Origin of the sequence: Kitasatospora sp. GAS204B (assembly GCF_029892155.1) — a bacterium.
GTDB lineage: Bacteria > Actinomycetota > Actinomycetes > Streptomycetales > Streptomycetaceae > Kitasatospora.
In genome coordinates this window covers 41,081-61,558 of record NZ_JARZAG010000018.1, presented here as the reverse complement: position 1 = coordinate 61,558, position 20,478 = coordinate 41,081, and the positions used below count along the sequence as shown (strand labels likewise).

The 20,478-nt window shown below is 73.5% G+C and carries 16 protein-coding genes and 1 pseudogene; 13 read left to right on the top strand and 4 right to left on the bottom strand.

The window, feature by feature from the left end; translation table 11 throughout:
* Positions 1 to 59: 59 nt before the first annotated feature.
* Positions 60 to 1,586: an MFS transporter gene (locus tag P3T41_RS23610; protein WP_280692014.1), complete on the bottom strand. Its 1,527-nt coding sequence runs from the start codon at positions 1,584 to 1,586 to the stop codon at positions 60 to 62.
* Positions 1,587 to 1,760: 174 nt separating this feature from the next.
* Between P3T41_RS23610 and P3T41_RS23605 the strand changes: the two genes are divergently transcribed.
* Positions 1,761 to 2,411 carry a TetR family transcriptional regulator gene (locus P3T41_RS23605; protein WP_280692150.1) on the top strand — a complete coding sequence of 217 codons (651 nt, stop codon included), beginning with the start codon at positions 1,761 to 1,763 and terminating at the stop codon, positions 2,409 to 2,411.
* A 77-nt stretch (positions 2,412 to 2,488) separates the two neighbouring features.
* Here P3T41_RS23605 and P3T41_RS23600 read toward each other — a convergent pair whose 3' ends face one another.
* A complete protein-coding gene (locus tag P3T41_RS23600) occupies positions 2,489 to 3,280 on the bottom strand; it encodes a maleylpyruvate isomerase family mycothiol-dependent enzyme (RefSeq protein ID WP_280692012.1) in 792 nt (263 codons plus the stop codon).
* 219 nt (positions 3,281 to 3,499) lie between these two features.
* On the opposite strand from P3T41_RS23600, the gene P3T41_RS23595 reads away from it, so the two are divergent.
* The 10 genes and pseudogenes from P3T41_RS23595 (at position 3,500) to P3T41_RS23550 (ending at position 16,233) form a co-directional block, all read left to right on the top strand.
* A complete protein-coding gene (locus P3T41_RS23595; protein ID WP_280692010.1) occupies positions 3,500 to 5,263 on the top strand; it encodes an enoyl-CoA hydratase-related protein in 1,764 nt (587 codons plus the stop codon).
* Positions 5,264 to 5,412: 149 nt separating this feature from the next.
* Positions 5,413 to 7,026, top strand: a pseudogene (locus P3T41_RS23590) (AMP-binding protein); the annotation flags it as partial.
* Positions 7,027 to 7,065: 39 nt separating this feature from the next.
* A complete protein-coding gene (locus P3T41_RS23585) occupies positions 7,066 to 7,479 on the top strand; it encodes a thioesterase family protein (RefSeq protein ID WP_280692148.1) in 414 nt (137 codons plus the stop codon).
* A gap of 35 nt (positions 7,480 to 7,514) precedes the next feature.
* Positions 7,515 to 9,857, top strand: coding sequence for an FAD-dependent monooxygenase (locus P3T41_RS23580; RefSeq protein ID WP_280692147.1), 2,343 nt, complete (start codon positions 7,515 to 7,517; stop codon positions 9,855 to 9,857).
* Positions 9,857 to 10,855, top strand: a complete 999-nt coding sequence (locus tag P3T41_RS23575; RefSeq protein ID WP_280692009.1) for a carbon-nitrogen hydrolase family protein — start codon at positions 9,857 to 9,859, stop codon at positions 10,853 to 10,855. Before P3T41_RS23580 ends, P3T41_RS23575 begins: the two co-directional genes overlap by 1 nt.
* Complete coding sequence (locus tag P3T41_RS23570) at positions 10,852 to 12,015, top strand: cupin domain-containing protein (RefSeq protein WP_280692007.1); 1,164 nt, start codon at positions 10,852 to 10,854, stop codon at positions 12,013 to 12,015. The genes P3T41_RS23575 and P3T41_RS23570 overlap by 4 nt, the downstream gene beginning before the upstream one ends.
* Before the next feature lie 7 nt (positions 12,016 to 12,022).
* Positions 12,023 to 12,910, top strand: coding sequence for a fumarylacetoacetate hydrolase family protein (locus P3T41_RS23565; protein WP_280692006.1), 888 nt, complete (start codon positions 12,023 to 12,025; stop codon positions 12,908 to 12,910).
* Positions 12,907 to 13,674, top strand: a complete 768-nt coding sequence (locus tag P3T41_RS23560; RefSeq protein WP_280692004.1) for an Asp/Glu racemase — start codon at positions 12,907 to 12,909, stop codon at positions 13,672 to 13,674. The genes P3T41_RS23565 and P3T41_RS23560 overlap by 4 nt, the downstream gene beginning before the upstream one ends.
* A gap of 49 nt (positions 13,675 to 13,723) precedes the next feature.
* On the top strand, positions 13,724 to 14,557 hold the full coding sequence (locus P3T41_RS23555; RefSeq protein ID WP_280692002.1) for a PaaX family transcriptional regulator C-terminal domain-containing protein: 834 nt from the start codon (positions 13,724 to 13,726) through the stop codon (positions 14,555 to 14,557).
* 20 nt (positions 14,558 to 14,577) lie between these two features.
* On the top strand, positions 14,578 to 16,233 hold the full coding sequence (locus P3T41_RS23550; protein ID WP_280692000.1) for an amidohydrolase: 1,656 nt from the start codon (positions 14,578 to 14,580) through the stop codon (positions 16,231 to 16,233).
* Positions 16,234 to 16,279: 46 nt separating this feature from the next.
* Here P3T41_RS23550 and P3T41_RS23545 read toward each other — a convergent pair whose 3' ends face one another.
* Positions 16,280 to 16,858, bottom strand: a complete 579-nt coding sequence (locus P3T41_RS23545) for a GNAT family N-acetyltransferase (RefSeq protein WP_280691999.1) — start codon at positions 16,856 to 16,858, stop codon at positions 16,280 to 16,282.
* Positions 16,859 to 17,087: 229 nt separating this feature from the next.
* Between P3T41_RS23545 and P3T41_RS23540 the strand changes: the two genes are divergently transcribed.
* On the top strand, positions 17,088 to 17,732 hold the full coding sequence (locus P3T41_RS23540; RefSeq protein ID WP_280691997.1) for a dihydrofolate reductase family protein: 645 nt from the start codon (positions 17,088 to 17,090) through the stop codon (positions 17,730 to 17,732).
* Between the two features lie 66 nt (positions 17,733 to 17,798).
* Here the strand turns inward: P3T41_RS23540 and P3T41_RS23535 are convergent, their stop codons facing one another.
* The gene (locus P3T41_RS23535; RefSeq protein WP_280691995.1) at positions 17,799 to 18,959 is read right to left on the bottom strand and encodes a beta-propeller fold lactonase family protein; all 1,161 of its coding nucleotides are present in this window, start codon (positions 18,957 to 18,959) and stop codon (positions 17,799 to 17,801) included.
* A gap of 240 nt (positions 18,960 to 19,199) precedes the next feature.
* On the opposite strand from P3T41_RS23535, the gene P3T41_RS23530 reads away from it, so the two are divergent.
* On the top strand, positions 19,200 to 20,432 hold the full coding sequence (locus P3T41_RS23530) for an FAD-dependent monooxygenase (protein ID WP_280691994.1): 1,233 nt from the start codon (positions 19,200 to 19,202) through the stop codon (positions 20,430 to 20,432).
* Positions 20,433 to 20,478: the final 46 nt, after the last annotated feature.

The following is a 20,478-nucleotide window of genomic DNA, read 5'->3' as shown; positions in this document are numbered from 1 at the left end:
TGTCCGGCGCACGTGGTCCGCCCGGCGGTCCGAGTGCGCCGGGCGGCTGTGACGATTGGTCAGACATGCTGCTGGAAAGGGGGATTGGGCTCGACCTCGACCTCGACCTCGGGGTGGTCGTCGGTGACCCCGGTGGCCGGGGCGGTGCGGCGCAGCAGCAGGCCCGCCGCGAGGGCGGCCAGCAGGGCGGCCGTCACGCCGCCGAGCAGCGCGTCGTGCATGCCCGCGACGAAGGCGGTGCGCGCGCGGTCGAGGACCGGTCCGCCCAACGCGGCGGCGGTCGCCAGCGAGGACTTGGCCGCCTGCACCACGTGCTCGGGTGTGCCGGGCAGCCGCAGGTGACTGCGGTATGAGGCGCTGAGGATGCTGCCCAGCACGGCGATCCCCAGGGCGCCGCCGAGTTCACGCGACAGGTCGTTCATCGCCGAGCCGACGTTCTGCAGCGCCGGCGGCAGCGCGTCGGTGATCGCCGTGGTGGCCGGGGTCATCGCCAGGCCCATGCCGGCCCCGAGCAGCAGCAGCGCCACCGCGATCAGGCCGTACGAGCTGCCGCGGCCCACCTGGGCGAAGGTTGCCAGCCCGCCCGCGACCAGCAGCAGGCCGGCCAGCCACGGGCGCCGGCTGCCGAAGCGCGCGGAGAGCTTCGGGCTGAGCCGGGAGCAGGGCACCATCGCGACGGCCATCGGCAGCACGCTGACCGCAGCCGCCAACGCGCTGTCGCCGCGCACCAGTTGCAGGTACTGCATGATCACGAAGATGTAGCCGAAGAAGGCGAAGAACTGCAGCGCGATCGAGAGCGAGCCGGCCGCGAACTCCTTGTTGCGGAACAGCCTTGGGTCCAGCAGCGGGTGACGACGCCTCAGTTCCCAGGCCACGAAGCCGCCCAGCACGAGCAGGCCGCCGCCGATGCCGCCGAGGGTGCGCCCGCTGCCCCAGCCGTTCACCGGGGCCTCGATCACGCTGTACACCAGCGCGCCCAGGCCGACCACCACCAGCAGCGCGCCGGTCAGGTCGAGCGCGGGGCGGTCCGCTTCGGCCGACTCGGGCACGAAGAGCAGGGCGCCGACCAGCGCGACGGCCGCGAGCAGCACGTTCAGCAGGAACACCGAACGCCAGGACCAGGCCTGCAGCAGCGAGCCCGAGGTGAGCAGCCCGACCACCGCGCTGGCGCCCGCCACTGCCGCCCAGACGCTGACCGCCCGGGCGCGCTGCTCGCGGGGGAAGGTGGTCGTGATGGTGGAGAGGGTGGCCGGCATGACCAGTGCGGCGCCCACGCCGAGCAGCGCGCGCAGGCCGATCAGGGTGCCGGGCGAGGTGGTGACGAGCGCGCCGGCGGAGGCGCCGCCGAAGATCACCAGGCCGGTGAGCAGCGCCCGGCGCCGGCCGAACCGGTCGCCCAGCGCGCCGGCGGGCAGCAGCAGCGAGGCGAAGACCAGACTGTAGGCGTCGATGATCCAGGAGAGTTGGGTCTGCGTCGCGTGGGTCTCGCGGGCGATGGCCGGCAGTGCGACGTTCAGCGAGGACATCGCGGCCACCACGGTGGCCAGCGCCAGACAGGTGATCGCCAGCACCAGGTTGTGGCGCACCGTGGGTCGCCGGCCGGCCGCTACGGCTGCCGTGGATGGTGTGGGCGGTGTGGGTGGCTGGACGGCTGAGGCTGAGGCTGAGGCTGACATGGTTCTCGCTCTCCCGGTCTCTCCGCAGGGCGGTTTCGGCTACTCGCTCAGCGTCGCCATCCCGGGAGTAGCATTTCAACGGTGATGAATAAATCCGCTCCGCGCGGACGCCGGCCAGGCAGCCCGGACACCCGCGCGGTGATCCTGGACATCGCCCGGCGCCGCTTCCTGGCCGAGGGCTATCACGCTGTCACGCTGCGCTCGATCGCCGCTGAGGCGGGCGTCGACCTGGCCCTGATCAGCTACTTCTTCGGCTCCAAGAAGGGCCTGTTCGGCGCGGCGCTCGCGCTCGCCGTCAACCCGGCCGAGGTGCTCGCCGAGGCGCTGAAGGGTGACCCGGCGACGTTCCCGCAGCGCGTGCTGCGCGGTGTGCTGGCCGTCTGGGAGGACCCGGTGGCCGGCCCCACGCTGATCGCCATGCTCCGCAACGCGATCCAGGAGCCGGCCTTCGGCGCGCTGGTCAAGGAGGTCGTCGAACGGGAGATCGTGGACCGGGTCGCCGCCTGGCTCGGCGGCGCCGCCGCCCGGAAGCGCGCGGCCGCCTTCGGCGTGCAGATCGGGGGACTGATCGTCACCCGCTACCTGCTGCGGCTGGAGCCGATCGCTTCGATGACGCCTGATGAAATCGTCCGCCACCTGGGGCCCGGCCTGCGCCGGGCCCTCCAGGAACCGGGACAACGGCAGGAACCGGGACAGCGGCCCGCCGGTCGGCCGCCAGGTGGCGACCGGAGCTGACCGCCGGCTTGGGCGCCGTGGGACCCGTCCCAGGCCGGTCGCGTGGCCCACGGCGGCCGGGAGCGCCGCACGGGGCGTCAGGGCGCCTTGAAGTAGGTCGGAAAGGCGGGCGCCAGCCACGGCTTGCGCCCCCACGCCAGGATCCGGCCCCGCGCGATGGCCCCCGCCGGGTTGCAGCGGCCGAGGGCCAGCAGCAGGAAGGTGACCGGCTCGGCGACGATCACGCAGTCGGCACCGGCTGCGGGCGACCGGCTGACCGTCACCGTGCCGTCGGCGAGCGTGACGCCGAAGCGCGGGCCGCCGCGCAGGCCGACGGTGTAGCGGGCGCTGCGGCCGGCTGCGGTGCGCGGGTCCACCACCCGGGGCATCGCGGTGAGCAGGAACGGGAGCGACAGCTCCGCGCGCTCGCGGTCGATCATGTGCGGGCGGCGCAGCGCGCGGGCCAGGTCGTAGCCGTGGCCGAGCTGGTGGGTGAGCAGGTAGCTGGCCAGCGTGCCCAGGTCCATCGGCCCCATCGGGGTCAGCACGGGCTCGGCGGCGCCGCGCTGCTCGACGTTGGCGGCGAAGGTACGGGTGTGCGCCACGATCGCGTCGGCGAGAGCGACCGGGTCGCGTTCGGGGTACTCCGCCAGCGACTCCTCGTTGGCGGCGGCGAGGCCGCCCGGGGTGCCGTCGCCATAAGGGTGCTGCTGCCCGCCGGCCACAGCGGCCATCAGCTGGTTCGCCAGCGCGAGGTGCGCGGCCGCTTCGCCCACCGACCAGGTGGCACCTGGTATCCGCGCCGCCGGTTCGGGGCGTGAGCGCAGCAGCTGGGCGATGTCCTCGGCGGTGGCGAGGTTGGCCTCGATCACCTTGGTACTCACGGTCATGAGCCCGAAGCCTGCGGCAAGACGTCCGCGCTGTCCAGACCCTGCGGCGCGCACCCGACCCGGCGGCGTGGATTCCCGGTCGTGGCGCTGAACGGGTGAGCCGGCGGCGATTCGCCGACCTGGGCGGCCGGGGGCTGCGAAACGATCGTCGCCGGATTGTCACCGATCGTCACCGGCCGGAGCGGCGTTGCCGGTCACCCCCCTAAGCCGGAGGCTTGGATGCGAATCCTGCTGATCGCCAGTGCATTCAACAGCCTTACCCAGCGCGTCTTCGCCGAGTTGCGCGACCGGGGGCACCACCCGGCCGTGCATCTGGTGACCGGCGACCAGGCCCTGCGGGAGGCGGTACGCCGGCACGCGCCGGAGTTGATCGTGGCCCCGATGCTGAAGGCCGCCGTACCCGAGGACGTCTGGTCGGCGCACACCACCCTGATCGTCCATCCGGGTCCGCTCGGCGATCGGGGACCCTCCTCGCTCGACCGGGCGATCCAGGAGGGCGCCGAGCGCTGGGGGGTGACGGTGCTTCAGGCCAACGAGGTGATGGACGGCGGCGACGTCTGGGCGCATGTCGAGTGCCCGGTGCCGCCGGTCGGCAAGAGCGACCTGTACCGCAACGAGGTCTCCGATGCCGCGTCGCGGGCCGTGCTGCTCGCCGTCGAGCGCTTCGCCGCGGGCAACTCCAGCGCCGGCCCCAGCCCCAGCCCCAGCCCCAGTGACAGCCCAGGCCCCAGCCCCAGTGACAGCCACACCCCGCGCCCGCAGCACGGCCCGGGTTGGGACGTCCCGGTCCGCACCCGCCCGTACCTGCGGCAGAGCGAGCGCCGGATCGACTGGGCGGCCGACCCGACCGCGACGGTGCTGCGCAAGTTGCGTGCCGCCGACTCCCAGCCGGGCGTGTCGGACGAGCTGCTGGGCGAGCGGTGGTACCTGCACGGCGGTCACCCGGAGGACGAACTGTGCGGAACCCCCGGCGAGTTGCTGGCCACCCGGGCCGGCGCCGTCTGCCGGGCCACGGTGGACGGTGCGGTCTGGCTCCCCGAGCTGCGGGCGGGGCGCGGTCCGGCGGGAGTGGCCGGGGTCAAGCTGCCGGCCACCCTCGCGCTGGGGGAGCGGCTGCCCGCACTGCCGGAGGTGCCCGCTCCGCTCCAGCTGCCCGAGGGCCGCCGCACCTGGACCGACCTCGACTACCGGGAGCTGGGCCCGGTCGGCCTGCTGCGCTTCTCCTTCGCTGGCGGGGCGATGAGCACCACGCACTGCCGGCGACTGCTGGACGCCTACCGCTTCGCCTGCTCCCGCCCGACCTCGGTGCTGGTGTTGGGCGGCGGCCGGGACTTCTTCTCCAACGGCATCCACCTCAACGTGATCGAGGCCGCGGCCGATCCGGCGCTGGAGTCCTGGGCGAACATCAACGCGATGGACGACCTGGTCGCCGAGATCCTCACCAGCACCGACCGGTTGGTGGTCGCCGCGCTGGGCGGCAACGCGGCGGCCGGCGGCGCGATGCTGGCGCTGGCCGCCGACGAGGTCTGGTGCCGCGAAGGCGTACTGCTCAACCCGCACTACCGCCTGATGGGGCTGTACGGCTCGGAGTACTGGACGTACACCCTGCCCCGCCGGGTGGGCCGGGCGGCGGCGGAGCGTCTCACCGGGCAGGCGCTGCCGGTGACGGCGCAGAGCGCGCAGCGACTGGGCCTGGTGGACCGCACGGTCGCGGCCGCGCCGCAGGAGTTCGGCGCCGAGGTCGCGCGGCTGGCCGGCCTGCTCGCCGACCGGCCGGCGCTGGCGGAGCGGATCGCGGCGAAGAAGGCCGCGCGCGAGCGCGACGAGGCGGTCAAGCCGCTGGCGGCCTACCGCACCGAGGAGTTGGCGTTGATGCGCCGCACCTTCCTGGACCCTGGAGCGCCGTACCACGCGCTGCGGGCCGCCTTCGTGCGCAAGGAGCCGGTGCGGGGCACGCCGGAGCACCTGGAAGGCACGCGGTGACGGGAGGCGTGGTTTAGCGATCAAGATATCGCGTGATACTGACTGTCGTCAGGAAAGCGCGATACCTGCGCCGCCGCTCCACCGCTTCCGCCGCTCCGCCCACCCCCACGCCCGCTCCGCCTTCGCCAAGCCCGCCGAGGTGCCCGCCCATGGAGCTCTCCCCCTCAGGACACGTCGACACGTTCTGTCGTGACCGCCTGCCGGCTGCCGACCAGTGGCCGGAACTGATCAACGAACTGCCGGAGTTGAGCTATCCGGAACGGCTCAACTGCGCCCGTGAGCTGCTCGACGAGGCCATTGCGCGCTGGGGTCCGGACCGGCGCTGCCTGCTCACCCCCGAGGCGTCCTGGAGTTACGGCGAGCTGCAGCTGCGCGCCAACCAGGTGGCCCAGGTGCTGACCGAGGACCTGGGGCTGCTGCCCGGCAACCGGGTGCTGCTGCGTGGTCCCAACAATCCGTGGCTGGTGGCCAGTTGGCTCGGCGTGCTGAAGGCCGGCGGGGTCGCCGTGACCACCATGCCGCTGCTGCGGGCCGGTGAGCTGGTCGAGCTGGCCGGGATCAGCCGACCTGCGGTCGCCCTCTGCGACCACCGCTACACCGCCGAACTGACCCTGGCCGCCCGGCAGATCCCCGGCCTGGCCGTGCTGACCTACGGCGCACCCGAGCCCGAGCTCGGGCCGACGGAACTCGCCGACCTCGCCGCCCGCTGCGCCCGCAAGGCGGGCGTCTTCGCCGCCGTCGACACCGCCGCCGACGACGTCGCGCTGATCGCCTTCACCTCCGGCACCACCGGACGCCCCAAGGCGACCCTGCACTTCCACCGCGACGTGCTGGCCAACGCCGACACCTTCTCCCGGCACATCGTGCGCCCCGAGCCGGACGACCTGTTCACCGGCACGCCCCCGCTCGGCTTCACCTTCGGGCTCGGCGGCCTGGTGGTCTTCCCGCTGCGGGTCGGCGCGGCCACCCTGCTGCTGGAGCGGGCCACCCCGGAGGAGCTCGCCGAGCTGGTCGCCGAGCACCGCGCCACCGTGCTGTTCACCGCCCCGACCGCCTACCGGGCCATCCTGGCCGCCGGGTTGGCGGGGAAGCTGGCCGGACTGCGGCGCGGCATCTCGGCCGGCGAGGCGCTGCCGGCCGGCGTCTGGCACGAGTTCCAGCGGGCCACCGGGCTGCGCCTGATCGACGGCATCGGCGCCACCGAACTGCTGCACGTCTTCATCTCCGCCGCTGACCAGGACATCCGCCCCGGCGCCACCGGCCGGCCGGTGCCCGGCTACCGGGCGGCGATCCTGGACGAGCACGGGCAGCCGGTGCCGGACGGGCAGCCGGGCCTGCTCGCCGTCAAGGGCCCGACCGGCTGCCGCTACCTGGACGACGAGCGGCAGGCCGACTACGTGCGCGGCGGTTGGAACTTCACCGGCGACGTCTATCTCCGGGACCAGGACGGCTACTTCTGGTACCAGGCCCGCAGCGACGACATGATCGTCTCGGCCGGCTACAACATCGCCGCCCCGGAGGTCGAACAGGCCCTGGTCACCCACCCCGACGTGCTGGACTGCGCGGTGGCGGGCACGCCGGACGAGCGGCGCGGCACGGTCGTCAAAGCGTTCGTCGTGCTGCGCGAGGGAGTCGACGCCTCGCCGGCCGAGGTGGCGGCGCTGCAGCAGCACGTGAAACAGGCCATCGCGCCCTACAAGTACCCGCGCGTCATCGAGTTCGTGCCCGCCCTGCCGCGCACCTCCACCGGCAAGCTGCACCGGGCCGAGCTGCACCGCTGGGCGGCGACCCGGCTGCCCAGCGTGCTGGTGGAGCGCCGGGTCGAGTGGTCGGACACCGACGCGGCCGGGCACTACCACTTCTCCGCGGTGCAGCGCTGGGTGGAGGCGGCCGAGGCGGTGTTGCTGCGCCGGCTGGGGCTGGACGGGCTGTTCGGCAGCATCCCGCGGGTCCACTTCGAGGCGGACTACCGCGAGCGCCTCTGGTTCGGCGAGCCGGTGCACACCGAACTGCGGGTGGAGCGGGTCGGCCGTGCCTCGCTGACCTACGGCTTCGAGGTACGCGGTCCCAGCGGCCCCGCCGCAGTCGGGCGGATGACCGTGGTGCACGCCGCCGCCCGGGCCAAGGGCTCGGCGCCATGGCCGGACGAGGTGCGCGCCGCGCTCACCCGGTCCGGTCCGCAGGACGCCGAGCGCTACCAGCGGGAGGAGTGGTGACGACAGGAGACGCGTCCGTGATGCCCGCAGCCGCGATGCGTACGGCCGTGATCGGTGGCGGCCCCGGTGGCCTCTACTTCGCGGCCCTGGCCAAGCAGTTGGCCCCGGAGCGGGAGATCACCCTGTGGGAGCGCAACGCCCCCGACGACACCTTCGGCTTCGGCGTGGTCTTCTCCGACGAGACGCTCGACGGGATCGCCCAGGCCGACCCGGAGGTGTTCCGGGCGATGTCGGCGGAGTTCGCCCGCTGGCGCGACATCGACATCCGCTACGCGGGGCAGCGGCTGACCTCCGGCGGCCACGGCTTCGCGGCCCTGGAGCGCCGCCGGCTGCTGGCCATCCTGCGGCAGCGCTGCGAGGCGCTCGGGGTCGACCTGCGGTACCGCACCCAGGCGCCCGCCGCGGCCGAACTCGCCACCGGGTACGACCTGGTGGTGGCGGCCGACGGGGTCCGCTCGGCCACTCGGCAGGCCCATGCCGCGAGCTTTCGCCCGAGCCTGGACGAGCGCGGCTGCCGCTACATGTGGCTGGCCACCGACCGGGTCTTCGAGGCCTTCACCTTCATCGTCGAGCAGACCGACTTCGGCGTCCTCCAGGTGCACGCCTACCCCTACGACGAGGGGCGCAGCACCTTCATCGTCGAGCTGGCGGAGCAGGCCTGGCAGCGGGCCGGCTTCGGCGACGACGAGCGGAGCGTGCGGCGCGTCGAGCGGCTGCTGGCCGAACACCTGGACGGGCACCGGCTGATCGCGCCCGCCGCCCCCCGGTGGATCACCTTCACCACGGTGCGCAACGCGAGTTGGCGGCACGGCAACGTGGTGCTGCTCGGCGACGCCGCGCACACCGCGCACTTCTCGATCGGCTCGGGCACCAAGCTGGCCATGGAGGACGCCCTGACGCTCGCCGCCTGCCTGCACGAACACCCCACCGTGCCGGAGGCGTTGAGCGCCTACGAGGCCGAGCGCAAGCCGGTGGTGGAGTCCACCCAACGCGCCGCCCAGGCCAGCCTGGAGTGGTTCGAGGGCATCGGCGGCTACACCGGCCAGCAGACACCGCAGTTCGCCTTCAACCTGCTCACCCGCAGCCGCCGGGTCGGCTACCAGAACCTGCGGGAGCGGGATCCGGACTTCGTGGCGGGCGTCGACTCCTGGTTCGGTGCCGAGCCGGGCGTCCCGCCGATGTTCCAGCCCTTCCAGCTCGGCCGGGTGCCGCTGCGCAACCGGATCGTGGTGCCACCACTGGCCGCCTACACGGCGATTGACGGAGTGCCGAGCGCCTTCGAGGCGGCCCAGTTCAGCGCGCACGCGCTCGGCGGGGCCGCGCTGGTCCTGGCCGGCATGACCGCCGTCAGCGCGCGCGGGAGGGCCACCCCGCACTGCCCGGGGCTCTGGAACGACGAGCAGGAGCGGGCCTGGCGCCGGATCGTCGAGGCCGCGCGCCTGCTGCCCGGCACCCGCCTGGGCATCCAACTCACCCACGCGGGCCGCCGGGCCTCGACCGCCAGGCCGGGCCCGGACGGCATCGGCCGGCCGCTGGCGCCGGGGGAGGGCGGCTGGCCGACGCTGGCCGCCTCCGCGCTGCCCTGGGACGCCGACAGCCCGCGCCCGAGCCAGCTCAACCGGGTCGAAATGGACGCCGTCGTCCGGGACTTCGCCGCCGCCGCCGAACGCGCCGCGCGGGCCGGCTTCGACGTGCTGGAGCTCCAGATGGGCCACGGACACCTGCTCTCCGGGTTCCTCTCCCCGCTGACCAACCACCGCCAGGACGAGTACGGCGGCACCCTCGGCTGCCGGCTGCGCTTCCCGCTCCAGGTGCTGGCGGCGGTCCGGGCGGCCTGGCCGGCCGGCAAGCCGCTGCTGGTGCGGATCTCCGCCACCGACTGGGCCGAGGGCGGCACCAGCGCGCACGAGGCGGTGCGGATCTGCCGTGCGCTGGCCGACGGCGGCGCGGACGCGGTGGACGTCTCCACCGGCGAGGTGGTCGCCCACCAGCGGCCCGCCTACGGGCGCAGCTACCAGACCCCGTACGCCGATCTGGTGCGCAACGCGACCGGGATCCCGACCATCGCGGTCGGTGCCATCTCCAGCCACGACGACGCCAACTCGATCCTGCTGGCCGGGCGGGCCGACCTGGTCGCGATCGGCCGGGCCCAGTTGCACGACCCGCTCTGGACCCTGCACGCCGCCGCCGAGCAGGACTACCGCGGCCCGGGCGCGCCCTGGCCGCAGCCCTGGCAGGCCGGCAGCCGCCGACCGCCGGGCCCGCGCGCCGAGCGGGTGCCACCCCGGCTGCACCTGCTGCGCGCGCCCGCCGACCCCGTCCACCGCCGCTGGCTGCCCAAGAGCGACCCGCGGCCCGACGTCGACCGGAGCACCTGATGGACTTTCCGCTGCCCCGCTTCACCGCCGCCGCCGTCCAGGCCGCACCCGTCTACCTGGACCCGGACGCCACCACCGACAAGGCCGTCGCGCTGGTCCGCGAGGCCGCCGGGCACGGCGCCTCGCTGGTGGTGCTGCCCGAGGCCTTCGTGCCCGGCTACCCGTACTGGAACTGGACGATGAACCCGGTCCAGGGCTCGCCCTGGTTCGAACGGCTCTACCGCGCCGCCGTCGACGTGCCGGGCCCGCAGGTGGACGCGCTGCGCGCGGTGGCCCGGGAGTGCGGCACGGTCGTGGTGGTCGGCGTCAACGAGCGCGGCGCCCACAGCCTCGGCGTGCTGTACAACACCCTGCTGATCATCGGCGCCGACGGCGAACTGCTCGCCGCGCACCGCAAACTCGTCCCCACCTGGGCCGAGAAGCTCACCTGGACCGGCGGCGACGGCAGCACCCTGCGCGTGCACCGCACCGCGATCGGCCCGCTCGGCGCGCTGGCCTGCGGCGAGAACACCAACACGCTGGCCCGCTTCACCCTGCTCGCGCAGGGCGAACTCGTGCACGCCGCAAGCTACATCGCGCTGCCGGTGGCGCCCGAGGACTACGACATGGCGGACGCCATCGCGGTGCGCACCGCCGCCCACTGCTTCGAGGGCAAGCTCTTCTCGGTGGTCGCCTGCTCCACCATCTCGCCCGAGATCGTCGACGCCGTGGCCGGCGAGGACGAGGCGGTGCGCAAGCAGCTGTCCCGCAAGCGCAGCGCGCTCTCCGGGATCTTCGGCCCCGACGGCCGCCCGGTCACCGACCCGCTGATCGACGACGAGGGCATCGTCTACGCCGAGATCGACCTGGCCAGGTGCATCCAGCCCAAGCAGATGCACGACATCATCGGCCACTACAACCGCTTCGACGTCTTCCGGCTGCTGGTGGACGACCGTCCGCAGCAGCCGATCACCTTCAGCACCGACCGGGCCGCACAGGCCGACCAGGAGGACTCGTGACCGCCGACTACGACGACACCCGGCTGGGCCGCGCCCGGGTCAACGACACGCCCGAACTCAAGTCCTACTACCAGGAGTTGGGTGCCCATGAGGCCGGCGCCCTGTGGACCGTGGCGAACGAGATCGAGCCCTGGTACCCGCAGCCCAGGTCGGTCCCGGTGCTCTGGCGCTACCAGGAGCTGCGCCCGCTGGTGCACAAGGCGCTGCCGCTGGTCCAGGCCGACGACGCGGGCCGCCGGGTGGTGATGCTGGTCAACCCGCAGCGCAGGGAGCTCAGCGCCGCCGTCGGCCTGCTCTACACCGGCCTGCAGATCATGGGCCCCGGCGAGTCGATGACCGCGCACCGCCACCAGGCCGCCGCCCTGCGCTTCGTCCAGGAGGGCACCGGCGCCTGGACCATCGTGGACGGCCAGAAGCTCGAGGTCGGCCCGCGCGACTTCGCCATCACGCCCAACGGCAGCTGGCACGAGCACGGCAACGAGTCCACCGAGGCGCCGGTGATCTGGCAGGACGGCCTGGACATCCCGCTGGTCAACGCGCTCGACGCGGGCTTCTACGAGGTGCACCCCGAGCTCTACCAGCGGCCCGGGAAGGTGGTCAACTCCTCGGTGCTCAGCTACGGCGGCAACCTGCTGCCGTACGGAGCGGAGAAGTGGACCCGCCCGTACTCCCCGCTGCTCGCCTGGCCCTGGGAGCCCACCTACCAGGCGCTGCTCGACCTGGCCAGGGCCGCCGAGGGCTCGCCGTACGACGGCGTGATCATGGAGTACACCAACCCCGTCACGGGCGGCTCGGTGATGCCCACCATGGGTGCGCACATCCAGCTGCTGCGCCCGGGGCAGGCCACCGCGGCGCACCGGCACACCGGCTCGGTCGTCTACACCGTGGCCAAGGGGCGCGGCAGTTCGGTGATCGCGGGGCAACGGTTCGACTGGCAGCAGGGCGACATCTTCTGCGTGCCGTCCTGGGCCTGGCACGAGCACGCGAACCTGGACGAGGGCGAGGACGCCTGCCTCTTCTCCTTCAACGACTTCCCGGTGATGCGCTCGCTCGCCTTCCACCGCGAAGAGGCCTACCCCGACCACGACGGGCACCAGCCCGTCGCACAGTCCGTCGCACAGTCCGTCGCACACCCCGTCTCGCAGCCCGAGGAGCGTTAGGACCGCCATGCGCCTGATCACCTACACCCACCAGGGCTCGACTCCCCGCCTCGGCGCCCAGCACGGCGAGGGCGTGGTGGACCTGGCCGCCGCGGCCGCCGCAGCCGGCGTCGAACTGCCGGCCGACCTGATCTCGTTGATCCGCTCCGGTGGCCAAGCCATGGCGCTGGCCCGCGAGTTGGCCGCCCAAGCCGAAACCGCGCTGCCGCTGGCCGAGGTGACGCTGCAAGCCCCGCTGCGACCCGGCAAGATCATCGGTGTCGGCCTCAACTACGTCGAACACGTCGAGGAGTCCAGCCGCAGCCTGGACACCGCCAGCGAACTGCCGGACCGCCCGGTGCTCTTCGGCAAGCCCGCCACCGCCGTCACCGGACCCGGACAGCCGATCCTGCACAACGGTGACCTGACCCGGCAGCTCGACTGGGAGTGCGAACTGGCCGTGGTGATCGGCCGCCCGGCCTTCCGGGTCGCCGAACAGGACGCCTGGGCCCACGTGTTCGGCTACAGCATCATGAACGACATCAGCGCCCGCGACCAGCGCCGCGCGGGCCAGTGGTTCTTCTCCAAGGGCATGGACTCCTACGCCCCCTTCGGCCCGGCGGTGGTGACCGCCGACGAGATCCCCGACCCGCAGCAGCTCGACCTCTCGCTGCGGGTCAACGGCGAGACCAAGCAGAAGTCCAACACCCGCCACATGCTCTTCGCCATCCCGCGCCTGATCGCCGACATCTCCTCGGGCATGACCCTGGAGCCCGGCGACGTCATCTCCACCGGCTCGCCCTCGGGCGTCGGCGCCGGTATGACGCCGCCTCAGTTCCTGTGCCCCGGCGACCTGGTGGAGGCCACCGTGCAGCTGATCGGCACCCTGGCCAACCCGGTGGTGGACGCCCGATGAGCGCCCGCAGCTACCGCATCGGCCAGATCGTCCCCAGCTCCAACGTCACCATGGAGACCGAGGTCCCGGCGATCCTGCGGGCCCGCGAGACCATCGCTCCCGAGCGCTTCACCTTCCACTCCAGCCGGATGCGGATGACCCAGGTCACCCCCGAGCAGCTCAGGGCGATGGACGCCGACTCCGACCGCTGCGCGCTGGAGCTCTCCGACGCGCGGGTGGACGTGCTCGGCTACGCCTGCCTGGTGGCCATCATGAGCATGGGTCAGGGCTACCACCGGGTGTCCGAGGAGCGGCTGCACCGGCGCACCGTGGAGAACGGCGCGCCGGCTCCCGTGGTCACCAGCGCGGGCGCCCTGGTGCACGGGCTCCAGGTGCTGGGCGCCAAGAAGATCGCCCTGGTCGCCCCCTACCTGCGCCCGCTGACCCGGCTGGTGGTGGAGTACCTCGGCGCCGAGGGCATCGAGGTGCTCGACCACACCTCGCTGGAGATCCCCGACAACCTGGCGGTCGCCGCCCACGACCCGGCCGCGCTGCCGGGCATCGCGAGCGCCCTGGCGCACGCGGACGCCGACGCCGTGGTGCTCTCCGCCTGCGTCCAACTGCCCTCGCTGGCCGCCGTGGCGGACGCCGAACAGCTGCTCGGCAAGCCGGTGGTCTCCGCCTCGATCTGCACCGCCCACCAACTGCTGCGCGCGCTCGGCCTGCCCGCCGTCGCCCCCGGTGCCGGGCACCTGCTCTCCGGAGCCTTCGCCGAGTCCGGCTGAGCAACTGGCACTGCGTATGATCACCAGGACGGCCCAAGGAGAGGCGAGCATGTCGGAGACCAGACCCAGCGCCCTGATCAGCACCGTCTACGGTGCGTTCGTGCGGCGGCTGGGCGGCTGGATCCCGGTCTCCGACCTGATCGCGCTGATGGCCGAACTGGACGTGGGCAGCCAGGCGGTGCGCTCGGCGATCTCCCGGCTGAAGAAGGCCGGAACGCTGGTCCAGGAGCGCCGCGAGGCCGGCACCGGCTACCGGCTGAGCCCGGCGATGGGCCCGGTCTTCGACGAGGGCGACCGCCGGATCTTCGGCAGCCTGGAGCCCGCCCGGCTGGCCGACGGCTGGGTGATCGCGCTCTTCTCGGTGCCGGAGTCCGAGCGGGCGCACCGCCACCAACTGCGCTCCCGGCTCAGCTGGCTGGGCTTCGGCAACGCCGCCCCGGGCGTCTGGCTGGCGCCCGCCCGGCTGCTGCCGGACGCCGAACTGATGCTGCGCCGGACCGGCCTGAGCGCCTACGTCCACCTGTTCACCGGCGGGTACGCGGCCTTCGCCGAACTGCGTGAGGCGGTCAGCGGCTGGTGGGACTTCCCGGCGATCGAGGCCCAGTACGCCGAGTTCGACGAGGCCCACCGGCCGCTCGCCGCGCGGCTGGGGCCCGTGCCGGACCCGGCGGCCGCCTTCCGCGCCTACCTGCCGATGCTGACCCAGTGGCGCCGGCTGCCCTACCTGGACCCGGGGCTGCCGCCCGAACTGCTGCCCGCCGACTGGAACGCCGCCGCGGCCCGCCGGGTCTTCGCCGAGCTGCACGCGCTGCTCGCCGAACCGAGCCTGCGTCACGTCGAGCGGGTCACCGGCCTGCTGACCGCATCCGTCACCCACCCGTGAGATCAGGGAGCCCGCCCACCATGCCCGATGCCGACCTGGTGCTCCGCGCGGGTGCCGTCCACACCCTCGTCCCCGGCCAGGCCCCGCAACGGGCGCTGGCGGTCCAGGGTGAGCGGATCACCGCCCTGTCGCCCGACCCGAACGGGCTGGACGACTGGATCACGCCCGCCACCCTCGTGCTGGATCGCCCGGACGCCACCGTGCTGCCGGCCTTCGACGACACCCACACCCACCTGATCCTCGCCGCGAGCAGCGTCCACGACGTCCCGGTCCACCAGGCCCGCGACCTCCCGGAGTTCCTCGACCTGATCCGGCGGCGCGCCGCCACCACGGCGCCGGGGGAGTGGATCCGCACCACCATCAACTGGCAGGAGTTCAACCTCGCGGAGCGGCGCTTCCCGAGCATCGCCGAGCTGGACGCCGTCACCACCGAGCACCCCGTGCTGGTCAAGCGCGGCGCCTACAACGTGGTGCTCAACTCGCCCGCGCTGCGCCTGACCGGCTTCGGACCCGAGAGCCCCGACCCGGCCGGCGGCCAGCTGGAGCGCGACGCCGAAGGCCGGCTCACCGGCCGGCTGATCGGCGCCGCCGCCGCGCAGGCCGAGCGCCTGCTGCCGCGCCCCGACCTGGCCGCCCGGATCGAGGGCCTGCGGGCCGCCTCGCACGCCTACGCCGCCACCGGCATCGGCACGGTCCGCGACTGCATGGTCCCGCTCGCCGACCTCCCGGTGCTGCGCGCCGCCCGGCAGGCCGGCGCGCTCGGCGTCCGGGTCCGCGCCCTGGTCTCGGCCATCGGCCTGAACAGCCTCGCCCAGGTCGAGCACCTGCTGGACGGGATGGCCGACTGGCAGGAGAGCGGGGCGAACGAGGACGACTGGCTCAGCGTCTGGGGCGTCAAGTTCGGCATCGACGGCGGCATCGAAGCCGGCGCCCTGGAGCAGCCCTACGCCGGCCGCGACTGCTACTGCGGCAGCCTGCACTGGGAGCCCGAGCCGCTGGCCGACGCGGTGGACGCGGTCGTGCGGCGTGGCTGGCGGGTCGGCAGCCACGCCTGGGGCGACCGCGGCCTGCGGGTCCTGCTCGACGTCTACGAGGAGGTGCTGCGCCGCCACCCGGGCCTGCCCGCCGGCACCCTGGTGATCGAACACGGCGGCCTGGCCCGCCCCGAGCAGCGCGAGCGGGCGATCGAGCTGGGCATCCCGGTCACCGTCCAGCACCCGCTGCTGCACGACGCCGCCGGTGCCCAGATCCGCGAGTGGGGCGCCGACCGGGTCGCCGACCTGTTCCCGCTGCGCGAGTGGCTGGACGAGGGGGCGCTGCTCACGGCCGGCTCCGACTTCCCGGTCGGCCCGTTCGGCGCGATGACCTCGGTCTGGGGCATGACCACCCGGCAGACCCTGGCCGGCGTCCAAGGCGCCCGGCACGCCATCAGCCGCCCCGAGGCGATCGCCCTGCACACCACCAACGCCGCCCGCCTGCTCGGCGAGACCGACCTGCGCGGCACCCTCGCCCCCGGCCACCTCGCCGACCTCACCCTCTGGCCGGCCGACCCGCTCAACTGCCCCGCCGAGCAACTGGCCGCCCTGCTCCCCGAGCTCACCCTGCTGGGCGGCCGGGCGGTGCACGACACGCGGGAGCCGTCCGGTTCGCCGTCGTGCGTGGATGAGGCGCGGTGATCAGTGGTTCGGAGCCGGACCGAGACCGGGTGCCGAGCGAGGTGACTCAGCGGGCGGGAACCGGCTCCGACGACGGGCGCCACTCCCGCCTGATCAGCCCGTAGACCCACGAGTCGGAGACCTCGCCGTTGACGACGCAGTCCTCCCGCAACGTCCCTTCACGCACGAAGCCGAGCTTCTCCAGCACGCGGGCAGAGGCCACGTTGCGCGTATCGGCCTCAGCTTGGACGCGATTCAGCTCCAGCGTGTCGAACGCCCACCGCAGCAAGGCGCGCGCGGCCTCGGTCGCGTAGCCGTGGCCCCACGCCGCATCGTCGAAGCAGTAGCCGAGCGACGCGCTGCGGTAGTCCGGATTCCACGCGTTCAGGCTGCACCAGCCGATGAACGCCCCGTCGGAGACACGATCCACGGCCAGCCGCGCCCCGGTGCCCTCCTGTGCCATCTGCCGGCAAGCGGTGATGAACTTCTCGGCGCGCCCGCGTTCGCTCCACGGTGGCGAGTCCCAGTAGCGCAGCACGTAGGCGCTGCTGTGCAGTGCGAAGAGGTTGTTCGCATCCGCGTCTTCGAACGCACGCAGTCGAAGGCGAGCGGTGTGCAACGAGGGGGTGGGCAGCGACGTCGTCATGTTCCCTCACTGATCGGTGGCCGATCAGTCAGACATGCGATGCGGGTCACTCGCAATGGGTTTTCTCGGTGGGCCGGCAGAACGGCGTGTCCGCTCATCGGCGCGACCCGCCGACATCACGTCACATGCCACCCGCTGAGATCACCCGGTCTGACACTGTCGCCTGGCAGAGTGCTCGGCAAGCGCAAGCGCAAGTGAAAGCACATCGCCAGAGGAAGGATGACATGCCATGTCCCGTGTGAGAGTCCACAACTTCTCGGTCTCGCTGGACGGCTTCGGCACCGGCGAGGGGCAGACCCTCGAAATGCCGTTCGGCCACGCCGGCCACCGGCTGCACGACTGGTTCTTCCCGACCCGGACCTTCCAGGAGATGCAGGGGAAGAGCGGCGGCGGCAGCGGAGTGGACGAGGCCATGGCCCGCACCTGGGCCGAGGGCATCGGCGCGGAGATCATGGGCCGCAACAAGTTCGGTCCGCAGCGCGGCCCGTGGGAGGACCACGAGTGGACCGGCTGGTGGGGCCCCAACCCGCCGTTCCACACGCCGGTGTTCGTGCTGACCCACCACCCGCGCCCGTCCGTGGAGATGGCCGGGGGCACCACGTTCCACTTCATCGACGCCACGCCCGAGGAGGCGCTGCGCCAGGCGCGCGAGGCCGCGGGCGGCCTGGACGTGCGGATCGGCGGCGGGCCGGCCACGGTCCGCGACTTCCTGGCGGCGGATCTGATCGACCACTTGCACGTCGTGGTGGTGCCGATCCTGCTGGGCCGCGGCGAGCGGCTGTGGGACGGCCTCGAAGGGCTCGAGGAGCGCTTCCGGATCGAGTCGGTGACCACCCCCAGCGGCGTCACCCACCTGACCTTCACCCGGCCGTAGCACCGCGGGCCACGGCCCCGGCCGCCGGGATGGCGGCCGGGGCCGAGCCGTGCCGGTGCGGGCGCGTCAGAACGCGACGATGCCCTCGCCGCCGACCGCGTCGGGCACGGTCTGCGCGCCGATCTGCGTCAGCGAGCCGTCGGTGTTGACCGCGAACTCGTCGACGATGCCGTTGCCGCCGGTCTGCACGTACAGGTACCGCCCGGCCGGGGTGATCGAGGCGGCGGCGTCGACGGTGCCCGGGTCGGTCGGCGTGTTGCCGAGCGGGGTGAGCGTCCCGCCGTGGTCGGAGGCCCGGAAACCGCTGAGCGTCGCGCTGCCCGCGTTGGAGGTGTAGAGCAGGTCGTCCACCTTGACCACCCAGCAGGTGGCCGACTGCCCGGTGGCGGCGAAGGCCTGCTGGGTCGCCTTGCCGTCGCCGTGGATCTGGAAGGTGGACAGCGCGTTCGGCCCGGTCAGGGTCAGGAAGATGCCGCCGTGGCCGTTCTGGACGAAGCCGAAGGGCACCGCGCCGGGGACATTGGTGACCACCGGGTCGGCGGCGGGCGCGCCGTCGCGGTCGATCTTGAAGACGTCGAGGTTGTTGCCGTTGGCCTTGGTGGTGACGATCAGCTGGCTGCCGTTGGCGGTGAAGCCGACCTGCCCCGGAGTGTTGGTGAACTGCGGCGTGGCGTTGGGGTCCAGGCCCAGGCAGCGGTGCCAGTCGTCCTTCTTGTCGAGGTGGCCGTCGTGCACCCGGTAGCCCTGGATCGAGCCGCCGTCCAGCGCGTTCAGGACGTAGACCACGTCGCCGTGCACGGCGACGCTGACCGGGAACCGGCCGCCGGAGGAGACGACCTGACGCCGCTCCAGGTGGTCGCCGTCGACCGCGAAGACGGTGACGGTGTCGCTGCCCGCGTTCACGGCGTAGAGCAGCGCGTGCTGCTCGTCGTAGGTGAGCGAGCCCTGCGAGGCGAGGTGGTCGGCCGCCGAGCCGTTCAGCATGCCGCCGAGGCCGCCGGTGTCGTGACTGCCGGCCGGCGTCAACTGGCCGTCGTCGGAGCGGTGGTAGGCGAAGATCTGGTTGCCGGCCAGGCTGTTGTTCTGCACGAAGACGGCGTGGTGGCCGCCGTGCGGGTGCGGCTGCGAGTCGGCCGCCGGCAGGGTGGCGGAGGCGGTGGGGGCGGACACGGCCGCCGCGGCGAGTGCGGTCGCCGCGGCGACGGCGAGACGGGTGAGGCGCTGCACGATCTGGCTGCTCCCTTGGGCTCTGCTGATCCGGCCCGGACCGGCCGGACGGCACGTCAGCTGTGCCGGAAAGTACTGTAAATGACGGAATGTCATAATTTGCGGAGGTGGGCTGAGGGCATCCGGGTATCACCGCGCCGCCGCCGGCCGGCCGCGGCCGGACCATGGTGACCTGATCGTCGGGAGTCGGTAGCGTGTCCCGTACGCCGTCGGCAACGGGCGAACGCAGGGGGGAACCAGGTGGCAGCGGTACGCGGGGCACGGGTGGCCGTGGTGGGCGGGAGTATCGCGGGGTGCGCCGGCGCGCTCGCCGCGACGCGGGCGGGTGCGGCCGAGGTAGTGGTGTTCGAACGGTCCACCGGGCGGCTCCAGGACCTGGGCGTCGGCCTCGCGCTGCACAACGACCGGTACGCCGAGCTGGCGGCGGCCGGCTACCTCGACGCCGCCATGCCGTGGGTCCAACTGGCCCGGCGGCCCTGGGTGGTACGCGACGGGGCCGAGCACGCCGGGCGGGAGATCGCCGCGCTGCCGATGCCGTTCCGCTCGTACAGCTGGGGCTCGCTCTGGCGCGAGCTGCGCGGCCGGATCCCGGCGAGCGTGCGGTACCGGACGGGCACCGCCGTCGCCGGCGTCGAGCCCCAGGCCGACGGCGTGCGGCTGCGCCTGGCGGACGGCGCTGAGGAGCGGTTCGACCTGGTCGTCGGCGCGGACGGCTACCGCTCCCTGGTGCGCGCGGCGATCGACCCGGACGCCGTGGCAGGCTACGGCGGCTACCTGGCCTGGCGCGGCACCCTGCCCGCCGACCGGCTGCCCGACCCGCCCGAGGCCTTCCGCGAGGCGGACGCGGCGACCGTCGTCTGGCCCGGCGGCCACATGATCGTCTACCGGATCCCCGGGCGGGAGGGCACCGGCACCGCCGTCAACTGGGTCTTCTACGCGGTCCCGCCGCCCGCCGCCGCGGCCCGCTTCGCCGACCCGACCAGCACCCACCCGCGCGCCGTGCCCGCCGACCTGGCGCGCCATCAGCAGGAGCTGGTGGACGAGCACTTCCCGCCGTACTGGCAGGAGGTGATCGCGCGGACCCCGCCGGACGAGCGGTTCGTCCAGCCCATGTACGACATGGCCACCCCGCGCTTCGCCGACGGCCGCCTCGCGCTGCTCGGCGACGCCGCCGCGATCGCCCGCCCCAACACCGGCAGCGGCGCGATCAAGGCCTTGCAGGACGCCGCCGCCCTGGAGCACGCGCTCGGCTCGGCGGCCACCCTGGACGAGGCGCTGGCCGCCTACAGCGCCGAGCGTGCCCCGCTCGGCCGGGCCACCGTCGAACTCGGCCGCAGCCTGGGCCGGGCCCAGGTCACCGAGACCCCCGACTGGGCGGCGATGGACCAGCGCGCGATCGAGGAGTGGTGGCAGAACGCGGGCGGCGGCAACGGCTTCGGCGGGCACCGGCTGGGTGCTGACCGGCCCCGATGACCGGCCCCGGCGACCGGCCCTGCTGGCCGGCCTCGCTGCTCCCGGA